The sequence below is a fragment of the Pedobacter suwonensis genome (assembly GCF_900111825.1).
Lineage (GTDB): Bacteria > Bacteroidota > Bacteroidia > Sphingobacteriales > Sphingobacteriaceae > Pedobacter > Pedobacter suwonensis.
This window is the reverse complement of the sequence record NZ_FOJM01000017.1, coordinates 122,255-142,886: the sequence shown is the minus strand read 5'-3', so window position 1 is coordinate 142,886 and position 20,632 is coordinate 122,255. Positions and strand designations below refer to the sequence as shown.

Below are 20,632 nucleotides of genomic sequence, written 5' to 3'. Positions count from 1 at the left end.
TATGAAAAAAATATTTTATTTATTATGCCTGGCTTTAGTGGTTCTGGCAGGATGTAAAAAGACTGACTTTGAATCTACATTTGAAAAGAGTCCTGAAGAAAGAATGGCTGATGCCATTGCTTTAGTCAGTAATACACTTACTTCAGCACCTAACGGATGGATTGCGACATTGCCTACCTCTGCTGGGGGAGGCTATGGTTTCTATATGAATTTTGATGCAAACCAAAAAGTAACCATGTACAGTGATATTTCGGATGCAGGTGCTGCAAATGGAGCAGTATCAACTTATCGGGTTACTACTGGCTCTGGTGCAATGCTAGCCTTTGATACGTATAATTTTATCTCAATGCTTCAAGATCCAAAATCATCAGTTCTTGGAGGTGTACAGGGTAGTGGCTTCTCGTCGGATGTGGAATTTACTTATGTGCGATCAACCCCAGATAGTTTGATTATGGTGGGCCGTCAATTCCGTCAGCCATTATTGATGGTAAAAGCAACAGCTGCTCAAAAGGCGGCTTTCCTTGCCGGTGACTATAAAACTGCAATCGATAAGTTTAAATCATTTTTCTCGGCTATAAAATATCCATATATAGAAATCGTATCAGGAAACGCAACTTTGAAGGCTGGAATTGCCGTTAATGTTACGAATAACATGACCGCAGGAAAAAGAGTAAGCTTTACGGGAGTATTAGAAGATAACAAAACTGTTGTTGGAGGCAATTCCAAATTCGCTTTTAAGTTGGCAGGAGCAGACCTTTTAGGATCCGGATTGGTTTATAACGGAATTAAGTTCGTGAAATTTGCCTGGAAAGATGACACAACGTTAGCTGTTTATGATTCAACAGGGAAAGAATATATTGTGAAGAGCAGCCCAACGCCGCTTACTCCACTTTATTTATTAATTGGTGCAGGTTATACATTGGTTACCGTGCCTAATGCCACTACTTACGCGGGTTGGGGAGCAGACTATGTAACGAGAAGAGCAACTGCCGCTTCCGCAATGTTAAATGGTGGATATGCTTTGCGTCTAGAACAAATGGCATATACTTTTAATAATACCACTAAAAAGTTAACCTTAACAGTAAACATGCCTCAAAATGCTACTTTATATGTTGGTACAATAAACTATACATATACAAGAACAGACGATGGCATATTCAAATTTAACTATGTAGATGCTGATGGAAATGGTGCAATCATCGTTCCTTTTATGGTTACTTTACTAGGACAAAGATTAAATGTAGATAATTTTACGGTCGATTATCTTACGGATCCGGTTACCGGTGGCTTGTTTGCACAATTTAAAAGTGTTCAAAATCCAACTTTTACATTTTCTGGAGTTTTACAATAAAAACTTATAACTAACGCGCTTAAGCCTCCGGAATTTTTCGGGGGCTTTTTCACTAAATAACAATACGCTAAAATTATAGCTGACTGTTTGGTTTTTTTAACTTTAAAACACTACTTTGTTTCAAATATATAGTCATAAATTTCCTTTCAGCGGTTTTGTTTTTAACACTAATCTAATTGACCAAAAAACAACTTAGGATTCTCATATAGTTTTTTGATAAATTTATTCGATATGAACCGTATATCTTTACAGCTCACAGCGTTTATTGTACTTATCTTTAACCATATTGTTTATGCCATTTTAGATGTCAAACACCCATTCTCTGCGATAGTGTTTGCTACAATAATGATCTGTCTCGCTCTTATTGTAATATTTCTTTACGATTATTATTGTCATTTTAAAAAAAGTGGAAAATTTACGATTCCATTGTTTATTCCATTTTTATATAGCACCTTGATGTGGCTTTTCTCCGGTTTGTATTTCGCAGCAGGACTAAATGTTATTTTATCTATTGCTTGTATGTTCTACTTAAGACGTCTTAAACCAGAATAACCTGATCATGACTATTTTTATGACATAATTTTTAAACCCCTCCATGCGTTTATTCCTATATTTGTAAACCATGAAGAAGAAAGCAATTTTTATCCTGTTTGTATTGGTAATTACCTTTGCTGTAAGCGCCAATGTTAATGCTCAATGTTCCATGTGTACCATTAATGCCGAGCAGGGTGTAAAAAATGGCAATACACAAACTGCTGGCTTAAATACAGGTGTATTGTATCTTTTATCTCTTCCTTATTTAATGGCTGTTATTGTTGGTGTGGTGTGGTACAAAAAATACCGTAAAAAGAATATACAGCTGAACATGAAAAAAGAACCTTTTAATTTAAATTAAAAGCATGTCTGATCAAACGACCTCAAAACTTTACGCCATTGTACATTGTAAATGCCCGCATTGCCGCAGGGGAGATATTTTCACGGGCAGTATGTATGGCTGGAACATTCAGCACACCAAAGAAATCTGCGGACATTGCGCACAGCGGATAGAAATTGAACCTGGTTACTTTTATGCAGCTATGTATGTAAGCTATGCCATGAATGTGATTGAAATGCTGATCGCCAGTTTTCTTACCTATTTAATTTTTGGTCCGCTTACCGATGAAACTTTCTGGCCATACCTGATTGTTATTTTTACCGGTTGTTTTGTACTGTATCCCTTTAATTACCGTTATTCCAGGATCATATTGCTTCACGTTTTATCGCCAAATATTAAGTACAAGCCGTATTACGATAAGTAATATGGGTTAATCGTTTAAATCGTATAAACTGTTTAATTGTTGGTTTAGCGGTTAGTGATAAGCGTCTGGCGATGATTAAACAAGGTAACAATATGCTCTACTAAACCAATGGCTACTGAACTGATGACCAATGAACCCTGAATGATGCTTAAAAAAGAAACCCTGAATTTTATAAAGGATGTTACGGAAAATAACAACCGCGAATGGTTTGCTGCTAATAAAGATGTGTATGAAGCGGCCAAAGCTGATGTTTTGGCATTGGTAGGTAAGCTTATTCCCGAATTGGCTAAGGTAGATCCTTTGCTTTCAGCAGAAGCTGATCCTAAAAAAAGCCTGTTGCGCATTTACCGCGACGTGCGTTTTAGTAAAAATAAAGATCCCTATAAAAATAACTTCGGTATCTGGTTTTCGGCAAAAAGTAAAGGGGGCAACGAGCCGGGCTATTATCTGCATATCCAGCCAGGAACGAGTTTTCTTGCCGGCGGCTACTGGATGCCTGATGCACCGCATTTAAAATTGATCAGGCAGGAGATTGATTATAATATAGGCGATTTTAAAGAAATTATAAACGAAAAGGATTTTAAGAAAAATTTTAAACTTGGATTTGATAATGCCCTTAAAAATGCACCTAAAGGTTATGATCCTGCAGATCCGAACATCGAATTTTTGAAGCTGAAAAGTTTCGAAGCCACACAGAAAATCGATGACGAAGAATTTTTGAAACCAAACCTCGTTAATAAGTTGATAAGTTCTTTCAAAACAATACAACCATTAGTTGCATTTTTACGGAATGCGATAGAGCAGTAGACAGTTAGCAGTTGTCAATAACCAAAAACTAATTGCCAGTCTTGCTACTTGCTACTAAATACTTGCTACTTAATACCCGCTACTTGCTACTAAAAACTAAACTCTTGAAACTTTAAACATGAAAAATACCTTTTTTGCTTTTGCCGTTCTCCTTTTTATTTCTTCATTAACTTCTTGCGTAGTGTTATCCCCTAAAAAGTATAAAGCTTTACTAGGGACTAAAGATTCGCTTTACACCGCTTTTAATGAAGGTTTGATCAAAATAGAAAATCTTGAAAAAGAAGTGGCAGGATTAAAAAAGGATACCACATTGATGGCTGAGGAGCTTCGCGATCTGCAAAATAGCTACAATACTGTTGATGCGAACTACAAAAAGCTTAAAAGTAATTCCTCCAGCGAAATCACCAAGTTATCAGGCGATCTGGCTGCCCGCGAAAAGCGTTTGAAAGAGGTTGAAGAGGTGCTACGCAAACGCGATGAAGCCACCAACTCGCTCAAAGAAAAATTGCAGCAGGCCCTGTTGGGCTTCACCAAAAGCGGTTTAACGGTAGAGATTAAAAATGGTAAAGTATATGTTTCACTAACCGATAAGCTTTTATTTCCTTCAGGAAGTATTATTATTGATGAAAAAGGTAAGCAGGCTTTAACACAATTGGCCAATGTATTAAAACAGCAGCCAGAAATTAATATTGCAGTTGAAGGCCATACCGATAACCAGAAAATAAATAACCTGGGGCAGATTAAAGACAATTGGGATTTAAGTGTATTAAGAGCTACTTCTGTAGTGCGTTATTTAACAGAGAACGAGAAGGTAGAAAGTGTAAGAATGACGGCTACAGGTAAAGGCGAGTTTCAGCCCCTGGGCTCTAACGCAAGTGCAGATGGAAGAAGCAAAAACAGAAGGATAGAGATTGTACTTTCGCCTAAGCTGGATGAGCTTTACAATTTAATAAAATAATAGTAGGGGATTAATGGGACGGACTAAAAGGTTCCTGGTTTTCAACTTAAAGATCAATTTTAGGATCAGGAAATGATAAGCGGAAAACGGGAGCAATCCCGGTGTTTTGACATGTGTGTGCGTTTCATCAAAAAATAATTTTGTTTTAAGGTTCGGAAACGATAGGTCTGTGGTTCTTGGCGGCCTGCAGTCCCGCCATGCGCTATAGCTCCGATGAAAAATCGGAGGCTGCCGCTACTGTCGGGTTTAGGAACAAAGGCTGGCGCCCTGCAAACGCTCAAAATGAAATACTGCCCTTACCACTTAGCCCCGGTTGAAGCGGTTACCCTGCAACAACGAGGTCCGAGGCAGCGAAGCGTAAAAGCGAAAACGGGAGGGAATTTAGTGTTGAGTACAGTCTTTGTGCTTCATATGAAATTATAGTTTTTTAGGAAACGATAGGTCTGTGATTCTTGGCGGCCTGCAGTCCTGCCATGCGCTATAGCTCCGATGAAAAATCGGAGGCTGCCGCTACTGTCGGGTTTAGGAACAAAGGTTGGCGCCCTGCAAACGCACAAAATGAAATACTGCCCTTGCCCTTTAGCCCCGGTTGAAGCGGTTACCTTGCAGCAACGAGGTACGAGGCAGCGAAGCGTAAAAGCGAAAAACGGGACGGAGTTTAGTGTTGAGCACAGGCCTTGCGCTTCTGTATAAAAAGATGCTAAACAAATGGCTAAATACCACCTATATTATAGATTTTGGTGTCGGCGATAAGATTTTAAGATCTTAAAAGTATGCTCAAATTCGTGGCTGCTAAAGTTAGCATAATCGGGCATGGAGCGTTTATGGGCTGTTAAAAAGTTCAGCAGTTCTTTAATTACATTTGAAACTTCTTCCGATTCATCGGTATGTTTCAGGGTGTCGATTTTACTTAACAGTAAGGTTATTTCATACATCTTAAAATTATTCTTTTTGGTAACAGCCAAGCCTGTATTGGCTTCTATAAGCGCTTGTTCATAATGGTGTGTAGCATTGTAAAAGTTTGCTTTAAAAACATTAAAGCTGGCCAATATAAAATTGGTATAATAGGTATAATCGCTGCTTATAATTTTATCTACGAAATGTATAATACGCTGTGCTTTCTTAAAATAATTTAACTTAACATAGGTTTGACCTAAATGAAGCAACAAAAAAGGAGAGAATACTGAATATCTGACGTAAAAAATATTGGGATATTTATGCAGTATAGCCATAATAAAACGGTGGCATTCTGCATAACTTTTTTGAGAAAACAAAACCATTAACACTAACCGATAAGAAAGTATTTCGGCTGAAGTGATTTCTTCATTTTTCTTTGGTTTACTCTGATCTATCTGCTGGCAAAGTTTTATGATTTTATCTTCCAGGCTTTTGCTCTCATTAGGTTTGTTAATCAGGTTATTATGGAAATAAAGTATTAAATCGTAAGGATTGATCGGAAAAAGTTCGTTTAATCTTTTATAATTCCTTTTTAATAACTGCATTGAATTGGCAAGTGCCAATTTATCAACATCAATAATATTAACATTGGATTCGATTACATGCAGGATAATCTGAATGTCCTCGTTCAGCACATTTTTCGATATTGTTCTGATGGTTTCTTTGTACAGGTTGCCCATCGTGCGCCCTGTAGTCATAATATCAATAAAATCGGTATCCACACTCAGTTTGTTGAAGTTCGCATTGGGCTTGCTTAACTCATATTTTGATACATAACAAATAAAATCGAAAGCATTATTCTTCTCGCGGTTAGAGAACGGTAGCCTGAAGATGTTTTTTAAGGCAGCAATTTCGTTACGGTTGATACAAAATCTGATCGACCAGTTCAGAATATGGTCTCTTTGAGCGCTTTGACAACGGAAACTCTTCAGGATGTACTCAAAAAAAGGTTTATCAGGTTTATATTCAAATTTATCAGTAATCTGTATAAACATAAAATAGGTATAAATATCGTCACTCAGAAAGCGAACGATCTCTGTAGGGATGGTTGTACTCAACCTTTTCTCTTCAATGATAATACCAGCGTTTAAAAGTTCTTCATACGTATCAGGATAACAATTAATGTAGCTCAAGATTTTTTCTTTGGAAACCCTTAGCTTCTTATTCCCCTCTGAAATGCAATCACTTATCTTTTTAAGCAAAAATATTTTTTCGGTGCTTTTTTTTGCCAGGAATACACGCTTTTCCAGAAAATAATTAATTAGTTCATAACATAATAATGGATTGTTCAGCTCAAGCTGCTGATTTTCGTCTTTGAGTTTGAAATAAACCTGTAACCAAAAAGGCGTTTTAAACTGCGTTAAAAGTGATGGACTTACGTCAGCACGGTTGATAATTTTATTTTCTAAATGGCTTAACGTGTAGAGTATCTCATCAACATTTAACGATGGTACATTACTTAGCGTTTCCTCATCGTAAAATAAACCCGTGTACCAGGCTTTTGTTAAAGATGCCGAACTGTAAATGGCCGGCTGAATATTAATCCAGGTATCTGTCCGCATACCAAATACCAGCTTAACAAAATTGTTTTCTTCTATGCTATATAGAAAATCGATAAATATTTTAAAATAATTGTTTTTGGCCAGATGCTCGTCAATACCATCAACAATAATAACAAAACGACCTTCGCGCTTTTCGGCATTTTTTTTGAAAAAACTGATTAACTCACTAAGGCTTCCGAATTTAAATTCTTTTAAAAACCACTCTTTTAATGTATCGCTGTTTTGGATAATGGTATTAAGACTGGTAGAATTAATCAATAAAACGATATCGTTTTTGTAAAGAGCATTTTCTGAAAAGAAAAAATACTCGACCATATGGGCAAGAAGTATTGATTTTCCTTGCCCCGGCTGTGCACTTATCGTCGTAAACTGGTAGTTGTTCTTTAGGAAATAATCAAAGTCCGGATAAAAAAAACTCCTGTTGGCGGTGGTCGTAAATGGAACCCCAGAATTATTTTTCTTGGCAATTAATGACACTTCTGTAATGGCATGTGCCTTTAACTTTAAATCCTGCCAGATACTTTGGGCTGAACTGGTTTGGTTTTCCTTATCCTTACAGAATGCATCCCAATCGTTATAACCTACATACTGAGAAAGGCTGTTTAAAGTGAACAAAGAAAATTTATGTAATGTGTTTGCAAAGCCAAAAAAACGTTTGATTGTTGTTTCACTTACATAATTCTTAGTTTCCTGATATACATACTCAGAAATTATCTTACAATGAGCCGGGTCGATATTTCTCAAACCAGATTTTAGAAGAACAAACTTCCGGAGTTCGATAAGGAGATCGTTAGCATTCATGAACTATCTTATAGGATGACTTTTGCTAATGTCATCATAATTTCACAATTGAAGAAATCTATTCACGAAGAAAGCCCTGTATGAATAAAATGAATAAATGAGGCATAATAAAAATGAATAGCAATGGATAAGGGAGGTAGCTATTCTAAATTTAGATTTGTCATGATTATATAATGCACTTGGGAAAAACAACCAAACAAGGGCATTTAGCACATCGTAAGTCTCCTAAATAACGCCTGATATGATGAAAAATTTTACTTTATTGACCCGCTTAGGGATAATCCGCAATGTATATATTGCAGTCATCATTGTATTAACGCTCTTCTCTACTCAATCGTATGCGCAGACTAAAATTTTTGCAAATACAGTATCTGCTCAAAGCAGAGTAGATAATGCAATCAATGCAACTTTAGACAATAACACTTTCGCTACTGTTAACTCATATGGTGGAATTGCGGTTGGAATTGGGTCATATAGTGGCGAGTTGGAATTAAAATATCCGGCTGCTGTTGCTGCTGGAATTACATCTTATATCAGGATAGATTTTGATGCCGATGTGCTGAACAGGTTGTTGGGGGGGAGTTTAGGAACCTTGCTGGCTAACGTAGGCGGAACGGTGGTTTTGGGAAACCATTCTTTCCAGGTAGGTGCCAGAAATGGTGCTTCGGTAGTTCCTCCGACAGGCGGTAGCAGTGTTGACGGATTTTCTTCAGAAAATCTGCGGTTGGTGAAAGATGCAAATGGTTTCTTTTACATTGCAATAACGCCTACACAGGCTTATGATCGGGTATTTGTTAAAGATGTAACCAATGCACTTCTGGTTTCGGTGGCTAATAATACAAAGGTTTATTATGCTTTTTATACCTCAGGTACCGATCCCTGTGCACAGGCATTTGCTACAGGATTTGAAGGAACCGGAATTACACTAGATGCCTTACAATTAGGCAGCTCAGGCGTAACCAATAGCGAAAGGGCAATTGATTCAGATTCAAATAATTTTTCTCAACTGAGTTTAGGAGTACTTGGCGTGGGATCATCCATTAGCCAAAATTTCTATTTTGCAACACCGTCAAATCCTGGCGATGATATTAACCTGAGGATCAGTGCTTCACCTGCATTGTTAACGGCGGGGCTGCTACAAAATATTTCTATAACAGCCTACAATGACGGTACTCAGGTATATACCGGTTCGGCCGCAAGTTTATTAAACCTGGATTTATTGGGCTTACTCAATAGTGGGCAGCCAGTATCAATACCTTTTTCTCCAGGTGCCAATGTAGTTTACGATAGGGTGAAGGTTACGCTCGGTTCAGTAGTTGCTTTAAACCTTACACAAACCATCAATTTATATGGTGTAATCCGTTCTGCAGGCAGGCCAACGCCAGTAAGCACAGCGATTGCTGCATGCTACAACAATACTGTGGCATTAAATGCTACTACGCCCAATACTAACGAATTGAGGTGGTATGAAGAAATAGAAGGCGGAACCGCATTACAAACGGTTGCTTTTAATGGCACTTTTACTACACCTGCGCTGAACGCTAATAAAACTTATTATGTCGCTGCCAGAAGGGTAGGCTGTACAGCCGAATCGGCAAGGATACCGGTTGTGATTACCGTAAATCCACAAATTATTTTCAATGGCGCTACTTTAACCAATGCCACGCCAGGTTTCGCCTATTCTAAACAATTGGATGCCGCCACAGGTGGAACTGCAGGCTATACTTATGCTTTGGCGCCAGGCAGTACGTTGCCGGCAGGTTTAAGTTTATCATCGGCCGGCGCAATTACCGGAACCCCAACGGTAGCGAATACCTATAGTTTTTCTGTCGTAGCAACTGATGCCAAAGGCTGTAAAGCAACTGCAACTTATAGTTTAACAGTTACGGCTGCATTGGTTCTTACCCCAGGTGCATTGCCAGATGGTTTAACAGGAACAGTCTATCCAACACAAACCATTCCCGCTGCAACCGGTGGAACCGGACCGTATATTTATACCGCAGCAGGGGTTCCTCCAGGCTTAACTTTTAATCCAACAACAAGAGAAATTACCGGAACACCAACCCAGCCTGGAACATATACGATACCAGTTGCGGTTGTTGATGCAAACAGTAATACACTAACATCTAATTATACCGTAAAAATAACCGATCCATTATTACTACCAACAGCAACTTTAGCTGATGGTACTACCGGAACAGTTTATACTACGCAGATTATACCAGGCGCAACAGGTGGAACCACGCCTTATACTTATTCGGCAACCGGTGTCCCTCCGGGTTTAACTTTCAATTCATCAACCAGGGCCATTACCGGTACGCCAACAACTGTTGGTTCTTATACTGTAACCGTTACGGTAACTGATGCTGACGGAAAAACGGTTACCACCAATTATACAATTAACATTAACAATCCGCTTCTTTTGCCTGCTGCAACCCTGCCAGATGGAACAGAAGGAACAGTTTATGCTACGCAAACTTTACCGGCCGCCACCGGTGGTGTGGGGCCTTATACTTATGCTGGTGCCAATCTTCCTGCCGGACTATCTTTTAACGCAAGCACCAGGGAGGTTATAGGTACACCAACACAGGCAGGTAATTATGTTATTGCTGTTACCGTTACTGATAGCCAGGGTAAGATAGCCAGTAACAATTATCCTGTTAAAGTAAACGGTACCTTAACCTTACCAACCAAAACTTTACCTAACGGTATTGTCGGTACTTCTTACCTAACGCAAACTTTACCGGCTGTAACCGGTGGAACCTCTCCATATACCTATGCGGCAACAAACCTTCCGCCGGGACTGTCGTTTAATTCAACTACCAGAGAGATTACCGGCACACCAACATTGGGTGGAATCTATAATATTTCTTTAACGGCTACAGATGCTGACAACAATAAGGCAACTACCACTTACGCCTTAACTGTAACGGTAAATGCGCCGGTTGTGGCTTCAGCTACCGTATGTACCGGAAGCGCAGCTACTTTAACGGTAAGTAACCTGCAGGCAGGCGTAACTTATAACTGGTATGCATCAACAGGAGGTGCACCATTGGCAACTGGCAATAATGGTACTTATGTAACACCGGAAGTAAACTCATCGACTGTATTTTATGTTGAAGCCGTTTCTGGAACAGCAATTAGCAGCAGGACATCGGTTACCGTTTCAGTTAACCCACCGGCAACGTTAGCAACCGTTACCACTAATAACCAGGTCATCAACTCCGGACAAACTACCACTTTAACCGCTACTGCTGATACTGGAAATACCATCGCCTGGTTTGATGCTCCATCAGCAGGTACGCAGGTTGGAACGGGGCCTTCATTCACAACGCCAGCTTTAACGGCAACGAAAACCTATTACATAGAAACCACAAGCAGCAATGGCTGTAAAAGTGCAGGCCGTGTTCCCGTTACTGTAACGGTAATTAACGGTGGTGGCGCAACAGCTTGTAACGTAGCAAACAGTCAAAATACGGGTATTAATGGGATCTGTTTATTATGTGCTGTAAATGGTGCAGGTAATTCTACTGATGCTGATGCCAATAACTTCACCAGAATTTCTCTTGCTGTGGGGGTTACGGCAACAGGCTACCAACAATTAATTTTCCCAACTGCCGGGGTTGCTGAGGATAGTATCCGTTTAGACCTGGCTTTACCAACAGGTTTAGCTGATGTTGGTCTTTTAAATAATATAACTGTTACCATATTAAATGGGAACACGGTTGTAAAAACAGTTCAATTAAATGGTGCATTGCTGAGTCTTCAACTGTTATCAGGCAACCGTTTTACGGCAACTGTTTTAGCGGGCGGGGCTTACGATAGGGTTCAGGTAAGCTTTGGTGCACTTGCATCCGCTTTAACCAGCCTGGATATTTATGGAGCGACAATAGTTTATCCCAATCCAACATTTATAGCCGGTGCACAATCTGTTTGTGCAGGCAGTACGGCAACAATTAGCGCAACTGCAAATGGTGGCACTACTTTAGCCTGGTTTGATGCTGCGACAGGCGGTAATCAAGTGGGTACAGGCGCAAACTTCACCACGCCTGCATTAACCGCTACAACAACTTATTATGTTCAGGTCAGTAAGGGAAATTGTTCAAATACCACAAGGGTTCCGGTGGTTATTACTGTTAATCCGGCAATTGTATTTACTGGTACTGCTTTAACCAATGCAACCATTGCCTCGCCCTATAGTAAACAACTTCCGATAGCTACCGGTGGAACACCAGGTTATACTTATGCTTTGGCTGCAGGTAGTTCTTTACCAGCAGGTTTCACTTTATCAGCTAATGGTCTGTTAAGCGGCACGCCAACTGCAACAGGTAACCCAACATTCGATGTTGTAGTAACAGATACAAAAAGCTGTAGCACAACAGCAACATTTACGCTAACCGTAACCCCAGCATTGGCATTAGCTCCGGGTGCATTGCCTAACGGCGTAACAGGTACAACTTATACCACCAATGGGATTCCTGCTGCAACCGGAGGAACAGGTCCTTATACTTATTCCGCTACCGGTGTTCCGCCAGGATTAACCTTTAGTCCTGCAACAAGAGAAATTACAGGTACGCCAACCCAGACCGGAACTTTTACCATTCCGGTTACGGTAACTGATGCCAATGGCAATACAGTTACGGCGAGCTACACACTTAAAATAACCGACCCATTGGTTTTACCTGCGGCAACTTTAGCCAATGGAACTACCGGTACCGTTTACCCTACTCAAACTATTCCATCTGCAACAGGCGGAACCGGTCCTTATATTTATGCGGCAACTGGTCTTCCTCCGGGATTAACTTTTAACCCCGCTACAAGAGAAATTACCGGGACACCAACACAATCAGGAACTTTTACGGTAGCCGTAACGGTAACCGATGCTGATGGAAAAACAATAACCACTAATTATGCAATAGTAGTGGTTGATCCACTATTATTGCCAGCAGCAACTTTGCCTGACGGAACTGAGGGAACAGTTTATGATACGCAAACCTTGCCATCTGCAACTGGTGGTGTTGGTCCTTACACTTATGTAGCAAGCAATCTGCCCGCTGGATTGACTTTTAATCCGGCAACAAGAGCAATTTCCGGAACACCTGCACAGGCTGGAAATTATTCGATCGCTGTAACCGCAACAGATAGTGAGGGCAGAACAGCAGGTAATAATTATGCACTTAAAGTAATAGGTGTATTATCGTTACCAGGTGCAACTTTGCCAAACGGTATTGTGGGTACACCTTACCCAACACAAACTTTGCCAGCAGTAACAGGTGGAACAGCGCCATATACTTACCTGGCTACAAACCTTCCCCCGGGCTTAAGTTTTAATACTACAACAAGGGAAATCACAGGAACGCCAGCTTTAGGCGGAACTTTTACCATCTCTTTAACGGCAACAGATGCTAACGGAAACAAAGCTACAACTGCATACAGTTTAACTGTTACGGTTGATGCTCCTGTAGTTGCTGCAGCAACGGTTTGTGCCGGAAGTTCAGCGACGTTAAGCGTTGGTAACTTGCAGGCCGGCGTAAGTTATAATTGGTATGCTTCTACCGGAAGTACACCATTAGTTACCAATAATACAGGTGTTTTTGTAACGCCCGCAGTAAACGCCTCAACTGTATTTTATGCTGAGGCAGTATCTGGAACTGCAGTAAGTTCGAGAACTTCCGTTAGTGTTTCGGTTAACCCACCGGCAACTGCGGCTACGGTAACTACCAACAGCCAGGTAATTAATGCCGGGCAGTCTACCGTATTGTTAGCAACAGCTGATGCTGGAAATACCATTCAATGGTATGATGCTGCTACAGGTGGAACACAGGTAGGTGCGGGTTCGTCATTTACCACACCAACACTGTCTGCTACTACCACCTATTATGTAGAAACTACAAATGCCAGCGGTTGTAAAAGTGCAAGCCGTGTGCCGGTAACGGTTACGGTGTTAAATAATGGCGGTGGTACTGCATGTAACGCAGCCAATGCGCAAAACACCGGAATTAATGGAATCTGTTTATTATGCGGTATAACCGGTGCAGGAAACTCTACTGATGCAGACCCTAATAATTTCACCAGGATATCGCTTGCAGCAGGTGTAGGCGGATCGGGTTACCAGCAATTGATTTTCCCTACCGCCGGAACAGCTACAGATAGTATTCGTTTAGATTTAGCCTTGCCTACCGGTTTGGCAGACTTAGGTTTGTTAAATAACGTAACTGTTACCGTGTTAAATGGTAGTACAGTTGTAAAAACAGCACAGTTAAATGGCGGATTGTTAAGTCTCAGACTTCTATCAGGTAACCGTTTTGCAGCAACGATATTGGCAGGTGGTACATATGATCGGGTACAGGTTAGTTTCGGTGCATTGGCTACTGTTTTAACCAGCCTGGATGTTTATGGTGCTAACGTAATTTATCCTGGTCCGGCAGTAACCGCCGGTGCTCAAACCATTTGTTCGGGAAGTACGGCAACATTAACTGCAACGGCAAACGGCGGTACAACATTGGCCTGGTACGATGCAGCAACTGGTGGGACACAACTGGCCACTGGCGAAACATTTACCACGCCAGCGTTAACAGCTACTACAACTTATTATATCCAGGTAAGCAAAGCTGGTTGCCCGAATACAAGTAGAATTCCGGTAACTGTTACCGTTACACCAGCATTACCAACGCCGGTGCTGGCAACTATTGCAGATGTTTGTGAGGGTTCGTCAGCAACCTTAGCGGTTGCTAATCCAGATGCTTCAATAACCTACAGATGGTATGATGCTGCAACAGGAGGAAACCTGATTTTTACAGGTGCAGTATTTTCAACACCGGCATTAACAGCTGCTACTACTTATTATGTAGAGGCTGCGCAAGGGAACTGTACAAGTGCCGCACGTGCTGCCGCAGCTGTATCGGTAAATCCTCGCCCGGCTTTACCTGGTGTAACCGCAAGTTCATCAACAGTAAGCACAGGACAAACTGTAATTTTAACAGCCAGTTCTGCAGATCCTACCCATACTTTCAATTGGTATACTTCAAATACCTCCACTACGCCTGTTTATATAGGTGCTACTTATGTTACACCGCCTTTATTGGCTACTACAACTTACTATGTAGAATCGGTTTCTACTAACGGTTGTACTTCAGCAAGCCGTGTTCAGGTTACCATTACTGTTGATGGAAACGGATCTCCAAACCCTGTACCATGCGAGGCCGCAACAACACAGATTGGTGGCGTTACAGGTGTAGCTTTATTAGCAGGTGTGTTTAACCCAACATTGGCTATTGATAACGATACGCAAACGGCTTCTTCTTTGGTGATGCCTGTTGGAGCACTCGGTGCCTCTGTTTATCAAAGAGTTGGTTTTGGGTCATTATCCAAAGTTGGAGATACGGTACGCGTTTTGGTCTCATCACCAGGAAAACTGTTATCACTTTCGCTCTTAGGAAACGCTTCAATTACTTCTTATGTCGGCACCAACAGCAATGGCGATTCCAAATTGTTAAATGATAACCTGCTCAATATTCAATTGTTGAGTGGTAATACCCAGGCCTTAATCACTTTTGTGCCAACAAATGTTTTCGATGGGGTAGAAGTTAGGTTAAACTCAGGTGTATTGGGTGCCTTAACATCTATTAACTTAAATTATGCACAGCGAATTCTTGTCGCGCCTGCTGTAGCATCAGCAAATGTTACCGCTTGCGTTGGCCAGACTGCGCAGCTTGAAGTAAGTAACCCGTCGGCAAGTTTAACTTACAGATGGTACGATGCTTCGGGTACCTATTTAACCGGTAAAGATGGTATCATATTCACCACACCGGTATTAACAGGCGATACGAAGTTTTACGTTGCCGCGGTTTCTGCTACGGGTTGTATAAGCTACAAAACTTTAATTAATGTAACCACAAACCCGGCACCGGTAGCGCCAGATTTACTTTCAGCATCTGTTAATACCTGTCCGAATACATCGGTTACGCTTCAGGTTAAAAATCCAATTGCAGGCACAACCTATAACTGGTACGATACCGCAACCTCAACAACCATCTTATTTACTGGCGACAATTTTACAACGCCATTAATTGCAGCTGATAGAAGTTATTTTGTTGCCGCAGTAAATGCCTGCGGCAGTTCATCAGCAAGAACTGAAGCCAAAATTATTTTGGGAACCATTGATGTTCCGGTAATTACACCTCCATCAATTACCATTAGTGAAGGGTCTGTGGCCGTATTAAAGGCAACATCAAGTACAGCAGGAGCAACCATTAACTGGTATACTACAGCAAACGGAACAGCTCCGGTATTTACTGGCGAAACCTATGTAACACCACAATTAAGCACAACCACTACCTATTATGTAGAAGCAACTATTCCGGGTGGCTGTACTGCGACCAGCAGGGCAACTGTAACGGTTACGGTAATTCCTAACGGTAACCCGATAACTACTCCTTGTGGGGTAGCTACAACAACAGTTGCAACTGGCGTAACAGGTGTAGCCGTATCGGCGGGAGTTTTCAACCCAACCTTTGCGGTCGATAACGACATCAATACCGGATCCAGTCTGGTTATTCCAGCGGGATTCTTAGGTGCTTCTGTTTATCATCAGGTTGGTTTTACAGGATTATCAAACATTGGCGATACACTAAGAGTGAAAATTACCGCTCCTGGTACATTGCTTTCAGCAGGTATATTATCTAATTTAACGATAACCACTTTCCAGGGTTCAGCCAGCAATAATGATGCGGTTTCAATAGCTAGCCCATTAATCAACTTACAATTATTATCTGGCGGAACATCGGCGATAATAACTTTGGTACCAACCAGTAGATTTGACGGCATGGAACTAAGGTTAAACTCCGGACTTCTTGGTGCGTTAACTTCTGTTAATCTAGATTACGCCCAAAGGGTAATTACTGCGCCAACCATCACAGCAGCTACTGCTAGTGCTTGTCAAGGATCATCAGCAACTTTAAGTGTGCAGAACCCGCAGGCAGGTGTGGTGTATAAATGGTACCTGAGAACCACTTATCAGGCAGGCAAAGATGGCGCAATTTTTACAACAGACCCTGCTTTGGCTGCGGGAACTTATGTTTATTCAGTAACTGCTACGGCTAATGGTTGTGAAACCCCTGGAACCAAAGTAACTGTAATCATTGTAACGCCACCGGCACCACCACTTCCATCAACTACCAATCCAACCTCAACCTGCATCGGTTCATCTGCTACTTTAAGCGTACAGGCCGTTGCAGGGGTAACTTATAACTGGTACGATGCTGCGGTAGCTGGAAATTTGCTGGTAACAAACAATAGTAGTTTTACTACATCTGCATCTCTTGCAGCAGGAACATATGATTATTATGTTGAAGCGGTAAGTGGAACAGGTTGTTCAAACGCAACGCGTACAAAAGTTTCCATTACGGTTAATCCATCCGCATTAGCTACTGATGTAACCGTAACCGGAACGACATCACTATGTGCTGCTGGTACTGCAGTGCTTACGGCTACCAGTACAACTGTAACCAGTCCGGTATTTACCTGGTATTCTGATGCGGCATTAACACAGGTTGCTTATGTAGGGCAGGTATTTAATACGCCAGCGCTTACCACAACCACTAAATACTATGTTACGGTTAGCGGAACAAATAAATGTGCAAACGCTGCAGGTAACGCAAAAGAGGTTACGATAACCGTAAACCCTGCAGCTACCCAAACTGACATTAACCTGGCTGGAACAGGTACCGTTTGCGGTGGAGCTTCAGTTACCTTAAATGCAACAAGTACAACCGTAATCAACCCGGTATTTACCTGGTACAGTGATGCAGCTTTAACTACAGTAGCATTTACCGGTGCTAATTTCATTACTCCGGTACTTACAGCAACAACCACCTATTATGTAACGGTTAAAGGAGATAATAAATGTGAAAATACAGCGGCTAATGCAAAATCAATCACCATTACCGTTAATCCTTCAGCCACTGACTCAGACATTGCCATTAGCGGGTTTACTTCAATCTGTAAAGGATCTCCAGCTGCACTATCTGCCTCAGCAACATCGGTGATCAATCCTGTATTTACCTGGTATAGCGATGCTAATTTAACTACAGTAGCTTATGTAGGTGCTAGCTTTACTACTCCTGCGCTTAATGCAACTACTAACTATTATGTAACTGTAAAGGGGGATAATAAATGCGAGAATTTAGCTGCAAGTGCTAAGATTGTTACGGTAACCGTTAAAGAATTTGCTACAGCTGCCGATATTGCAGTAAGCAATGCCCAAATCTGTTCAGGTTCTACCGTGATGTTAATGGCTTCAAGTACTACGGTTACTCAACCCGTATTTACCTGGTATAGCGATGCTTCATTAACAAACGCAGTATTTACCGGGCCAACATTTACGGTAGCGGGTTTAACTGCCACTACTACTTATTATGTGAGTGTTAAGGGGGCTAATAAATGTGAAAACAGTGCTGCAGATGCCAAAGCGGTAACCGTAACAGTTAATCCACTGGCTACTACTACTGATATAATCCTCAACGGAAGTACCATCGCCTGTGCAGGATCATCAGCGGTATTGAGCGCAACATCTCCATCAGTAACTAATCCCGTATTTACCTGGTACAGTGATGCAGCTTTAACCAATGTAAGTTTTATTGGCGCAACATTCACCACTCCACCATTAACTGCCACCACTACTTATTATGTAACCGTTAAAGGTGATAATAAATGTGAGAATGCGCCTGGTACAGCCAGAGTAGTCACCATTAATGTTAGCCCGGTCGCTACTGCTGCTGATGTTGCTTCCGCTGATGCGACAATATGCTCTGGTGCTGGTACAACTTTGGTAGCAAGTACAACAACCGTAACTAACCCTACATTTACCTGGTACAACGATGCGGCTTTAACTTCGGTAGCTTATGTAGGTGCATCATTTGCCACGCCTGCATTAACTGCAACAACTAATTATTATGTAACGGTTAAAGGCGATAACAAATGTGAAAACTCAGCAATCACCGCTAAAATGGTAACGGTAACTGTAAACGAAGGTGCAACAGCTGCAGATATTGCCTTATCTGTACCGCCCAAGCTGTGTGGTTCTGGTTCCGCCGTAATCAATGCAAGTTCAACAACGGTAACTAATCCGGTATTTACCTGGTACAACGATGCCTCATTAACCAGTGTAGCCTTTACCGGACCAACATTTAACACACCGGTATTAACCGCTACTACCACTTATTATGTAACTGTTAAAGGAACCAATAAGTGTGAAAATACGGCAGCTAATGCAAAACCGGTAACCGTAACGGTTAACCCAAATGCTGTAGCAGCGGATATTACGGTAAATGGATCAACCTCAGTTTGTGGCAATACTGCAGCAACATTAGCTGCAACGAGCACAGCGGTAACCAACCCGGTATTTACCTGGTATAGCGATGCTACTTTAAATACGGTGGTATTTACAGGGCCAGTATTTACGACACCGGTATTAGCGGCAAATACAACATATTACGTAACTGTTAAAGGCGATAACAGATGTGAAAATACGTCTGCAACAGCAAGGGCAGTAGTGATTACGGTAAATGCGTCGCCAGATAATCCGGTAGTATCAGTGCCAAATGGCGGGATATGCGCGGGTGACGGAGCAACACTTACCATAACCAATGCTCAGGCAGGTGTTACTTACGAGTGGTACAATGCAGCAGTTGGTGGTAATTTACTGTTTACTGGTACAATATTTAATGTAACAGCTTTAACAACAACAGATTACTATATTTTAGCCATTGGAACAGGCGGTTGTACCAATAACGGTGGCCGCGTTAAAGTAACGGTCACCGCCAATACAAAACCTTCGGTGCCAACGGTGGCTGCTACATCAGTTAGCGTTTGTACAGGAAGTACAGCAATATTAACCGTTACGAATCCCCAAACAGGTGTTGCCTACAATTGGTATACTACATCGGCAGGTGGAACGGCAGCTGGAACAGGTATAAACTTTACAACACCAGCGGTCAATGCAAATACCACTTACTATGTTGAAGGTGCAAATGGAACTTGTATATCATCATCCAGAACAGCCGTGAATGTAATTGCACTACCCGTACCGGTTGCACCGGCATTGGTAACAGCGGCAAATGGAACACTTTGCGCAGGTAGCTCAACGATATTAACAGTAAATAATCCGGTAGCAGGATTAGCATACAGATGGTATGCTGCAAGCTCGGGTGGAACAGTGCTGGCAGAAGGCACCGCTTTTACCACACCAAACTTAAATGTGACTACAATCTACTATGTAGAAGCAATTGCAGCAGGTGGCTGTGCAAGTGCAACAAGAACAGCTGTTACAATAACTGTGTTGCCGGTATTAGCAAAACCAACCGTAGTTGTACAAACTACAACAGCTAATAGTGTAACGTTTGCATGGACCGCGGTAGCAGGTGCTACAGCATACGAGGTTTCACTAAATAATGGTTTAACCTGGGTTATCCCAACGGGCGGATCAACCGGAACAACTTACCTTATAGCAGGCCTGAAACCAGATCAAAGTGTAAGTATCCTGGTAAGGGCTAAAGGCCAGATCGAATGCCAGACCAGCCAAAATGGTTCGGCAACCGGCAAAGCCGCTAATCCTTTTGGCGATCAGGTTTATATACCGAATGCATTTACGCCAAATAACGACGGTAAAAACGATGTATTTCTAATTTACGGTAATACCATATCAAGCGCGAAAATGAGTATTTACACACAATGGGGCCAGTTGATATTTCAGTCAGATAACGTTGCAAACGGATGGGACGGAACCTTCAAAGGAGTAAATCAGCCGAATGGAGTTTATGTGTACATGGTTGATATAACCTTCAGTAACGGAACAACATCAATGAGAAAAGGTACAGTAACGCTGATTAGATAAGAAAAA

At 41.4% G+C, this 20,632-nt stretch carries 7 protein-coding genes; 6 read left to right on the top strand and 1 reads right to left on the bottom strand.

Annotation, left to right across the window (positions count from 1 at the left end):
• Position 1: 1 nt before the first annotated feature.
• The 5 genes from BM107_RS20295 (at position 2) to BM107_RS20270 (ending at position 4,414) form a co-directional block, all read left to right on the top strand.
• Positions 2-1,351, top strand: coding sequence for a DUF4302 domain-containing protein (locus tag BM107_RS20295; RefSeq protein ID WP_090986739.1), 1,350 nt, complete (start codon positions 2-4; stop codon positions 1,349-1,351).
• A gap of 622 nt (positions 1,352-1,973) precedes the next feature.
• On the top strand, positions 1,974-2,246 hold the full coding sequence (locus BM107_RS20285; protein WP_090986734.1) for a hypothetical protein: 273 nt from the start codon (positions 1,974-1,976) through the stop codon (positions 2,244-2,246).
• A gap of 4 nt (positions 2,247-2,250) precedes the next feature.
• On the top strand, positions 2,251-2,649 hold the full coding sequence (locus BM107_RS24790; protein WP_090986732.1) for a DUF983 domain-containing protein: 399 nt from the start codon (positions 2,251-2,253) through the stop codon (positions 2,647-2,649).
• A 141-nt stretch (positions 2,650-2,790) separates the two neighbouring features.
• Positions 2,791-3,456: a DUF2461 domain-containing protein gene (locus BM107_RS20275; RefSeq protein ID WP_244278871.1), complete on the top strand. Its 666-nt coding sequence runs from the start codon at positions 2,791-2,793 to the stop codon at positions 3,454-3,456.
• 118 nt (positions 3,457-3,574) lie between these two features.
• Positions 3,575-4,414, top strand: coding sequence for an OmpA/MotB family protein (locus tag BM107_RS20270; protein ID WP_090986730.1), 840 nt, complete (start codon positions 3,575-3,577; stop codon positions 4,412-4,414).
• A 728-nt stretch (positions 4,415-5,142) separates the two neighbouring features.
• Here the strand turns inward: BM107_RS20270 and BM107_RS20260 are convergent.
• On the bottom strand, positions 5,143-7,734 hold the full coding sequence (locus tag BM107_RS20260) for an NACHT domain-containing protein (protein WP_090986726.1): 2,592 nt from the start codon (positions 7,732-7,734) through the stop codon (positions 5,143-5,145).
• 241 nt (positions 7,735-7,975) lie between these two features.
• On the opposite strand from BM107_RS20260, the gene BM107_RS20255 reads away from it, so the two are divergent.
• Positions 7,976-20,626 carry an Ig-like domain-containing protein gene (locus BM107_RS20255; protein ID WP_090986724.1) on the top strand — a complete coding sequence of 4,217 codons (12,651 nt, stop codon included), beginning with the start codon at positions 7,976-7,978 and terminating at the stop codon, positions 20,624-20,626.
• Positions 20,627-20,632 lie beyond the last annotated feature (6 nt).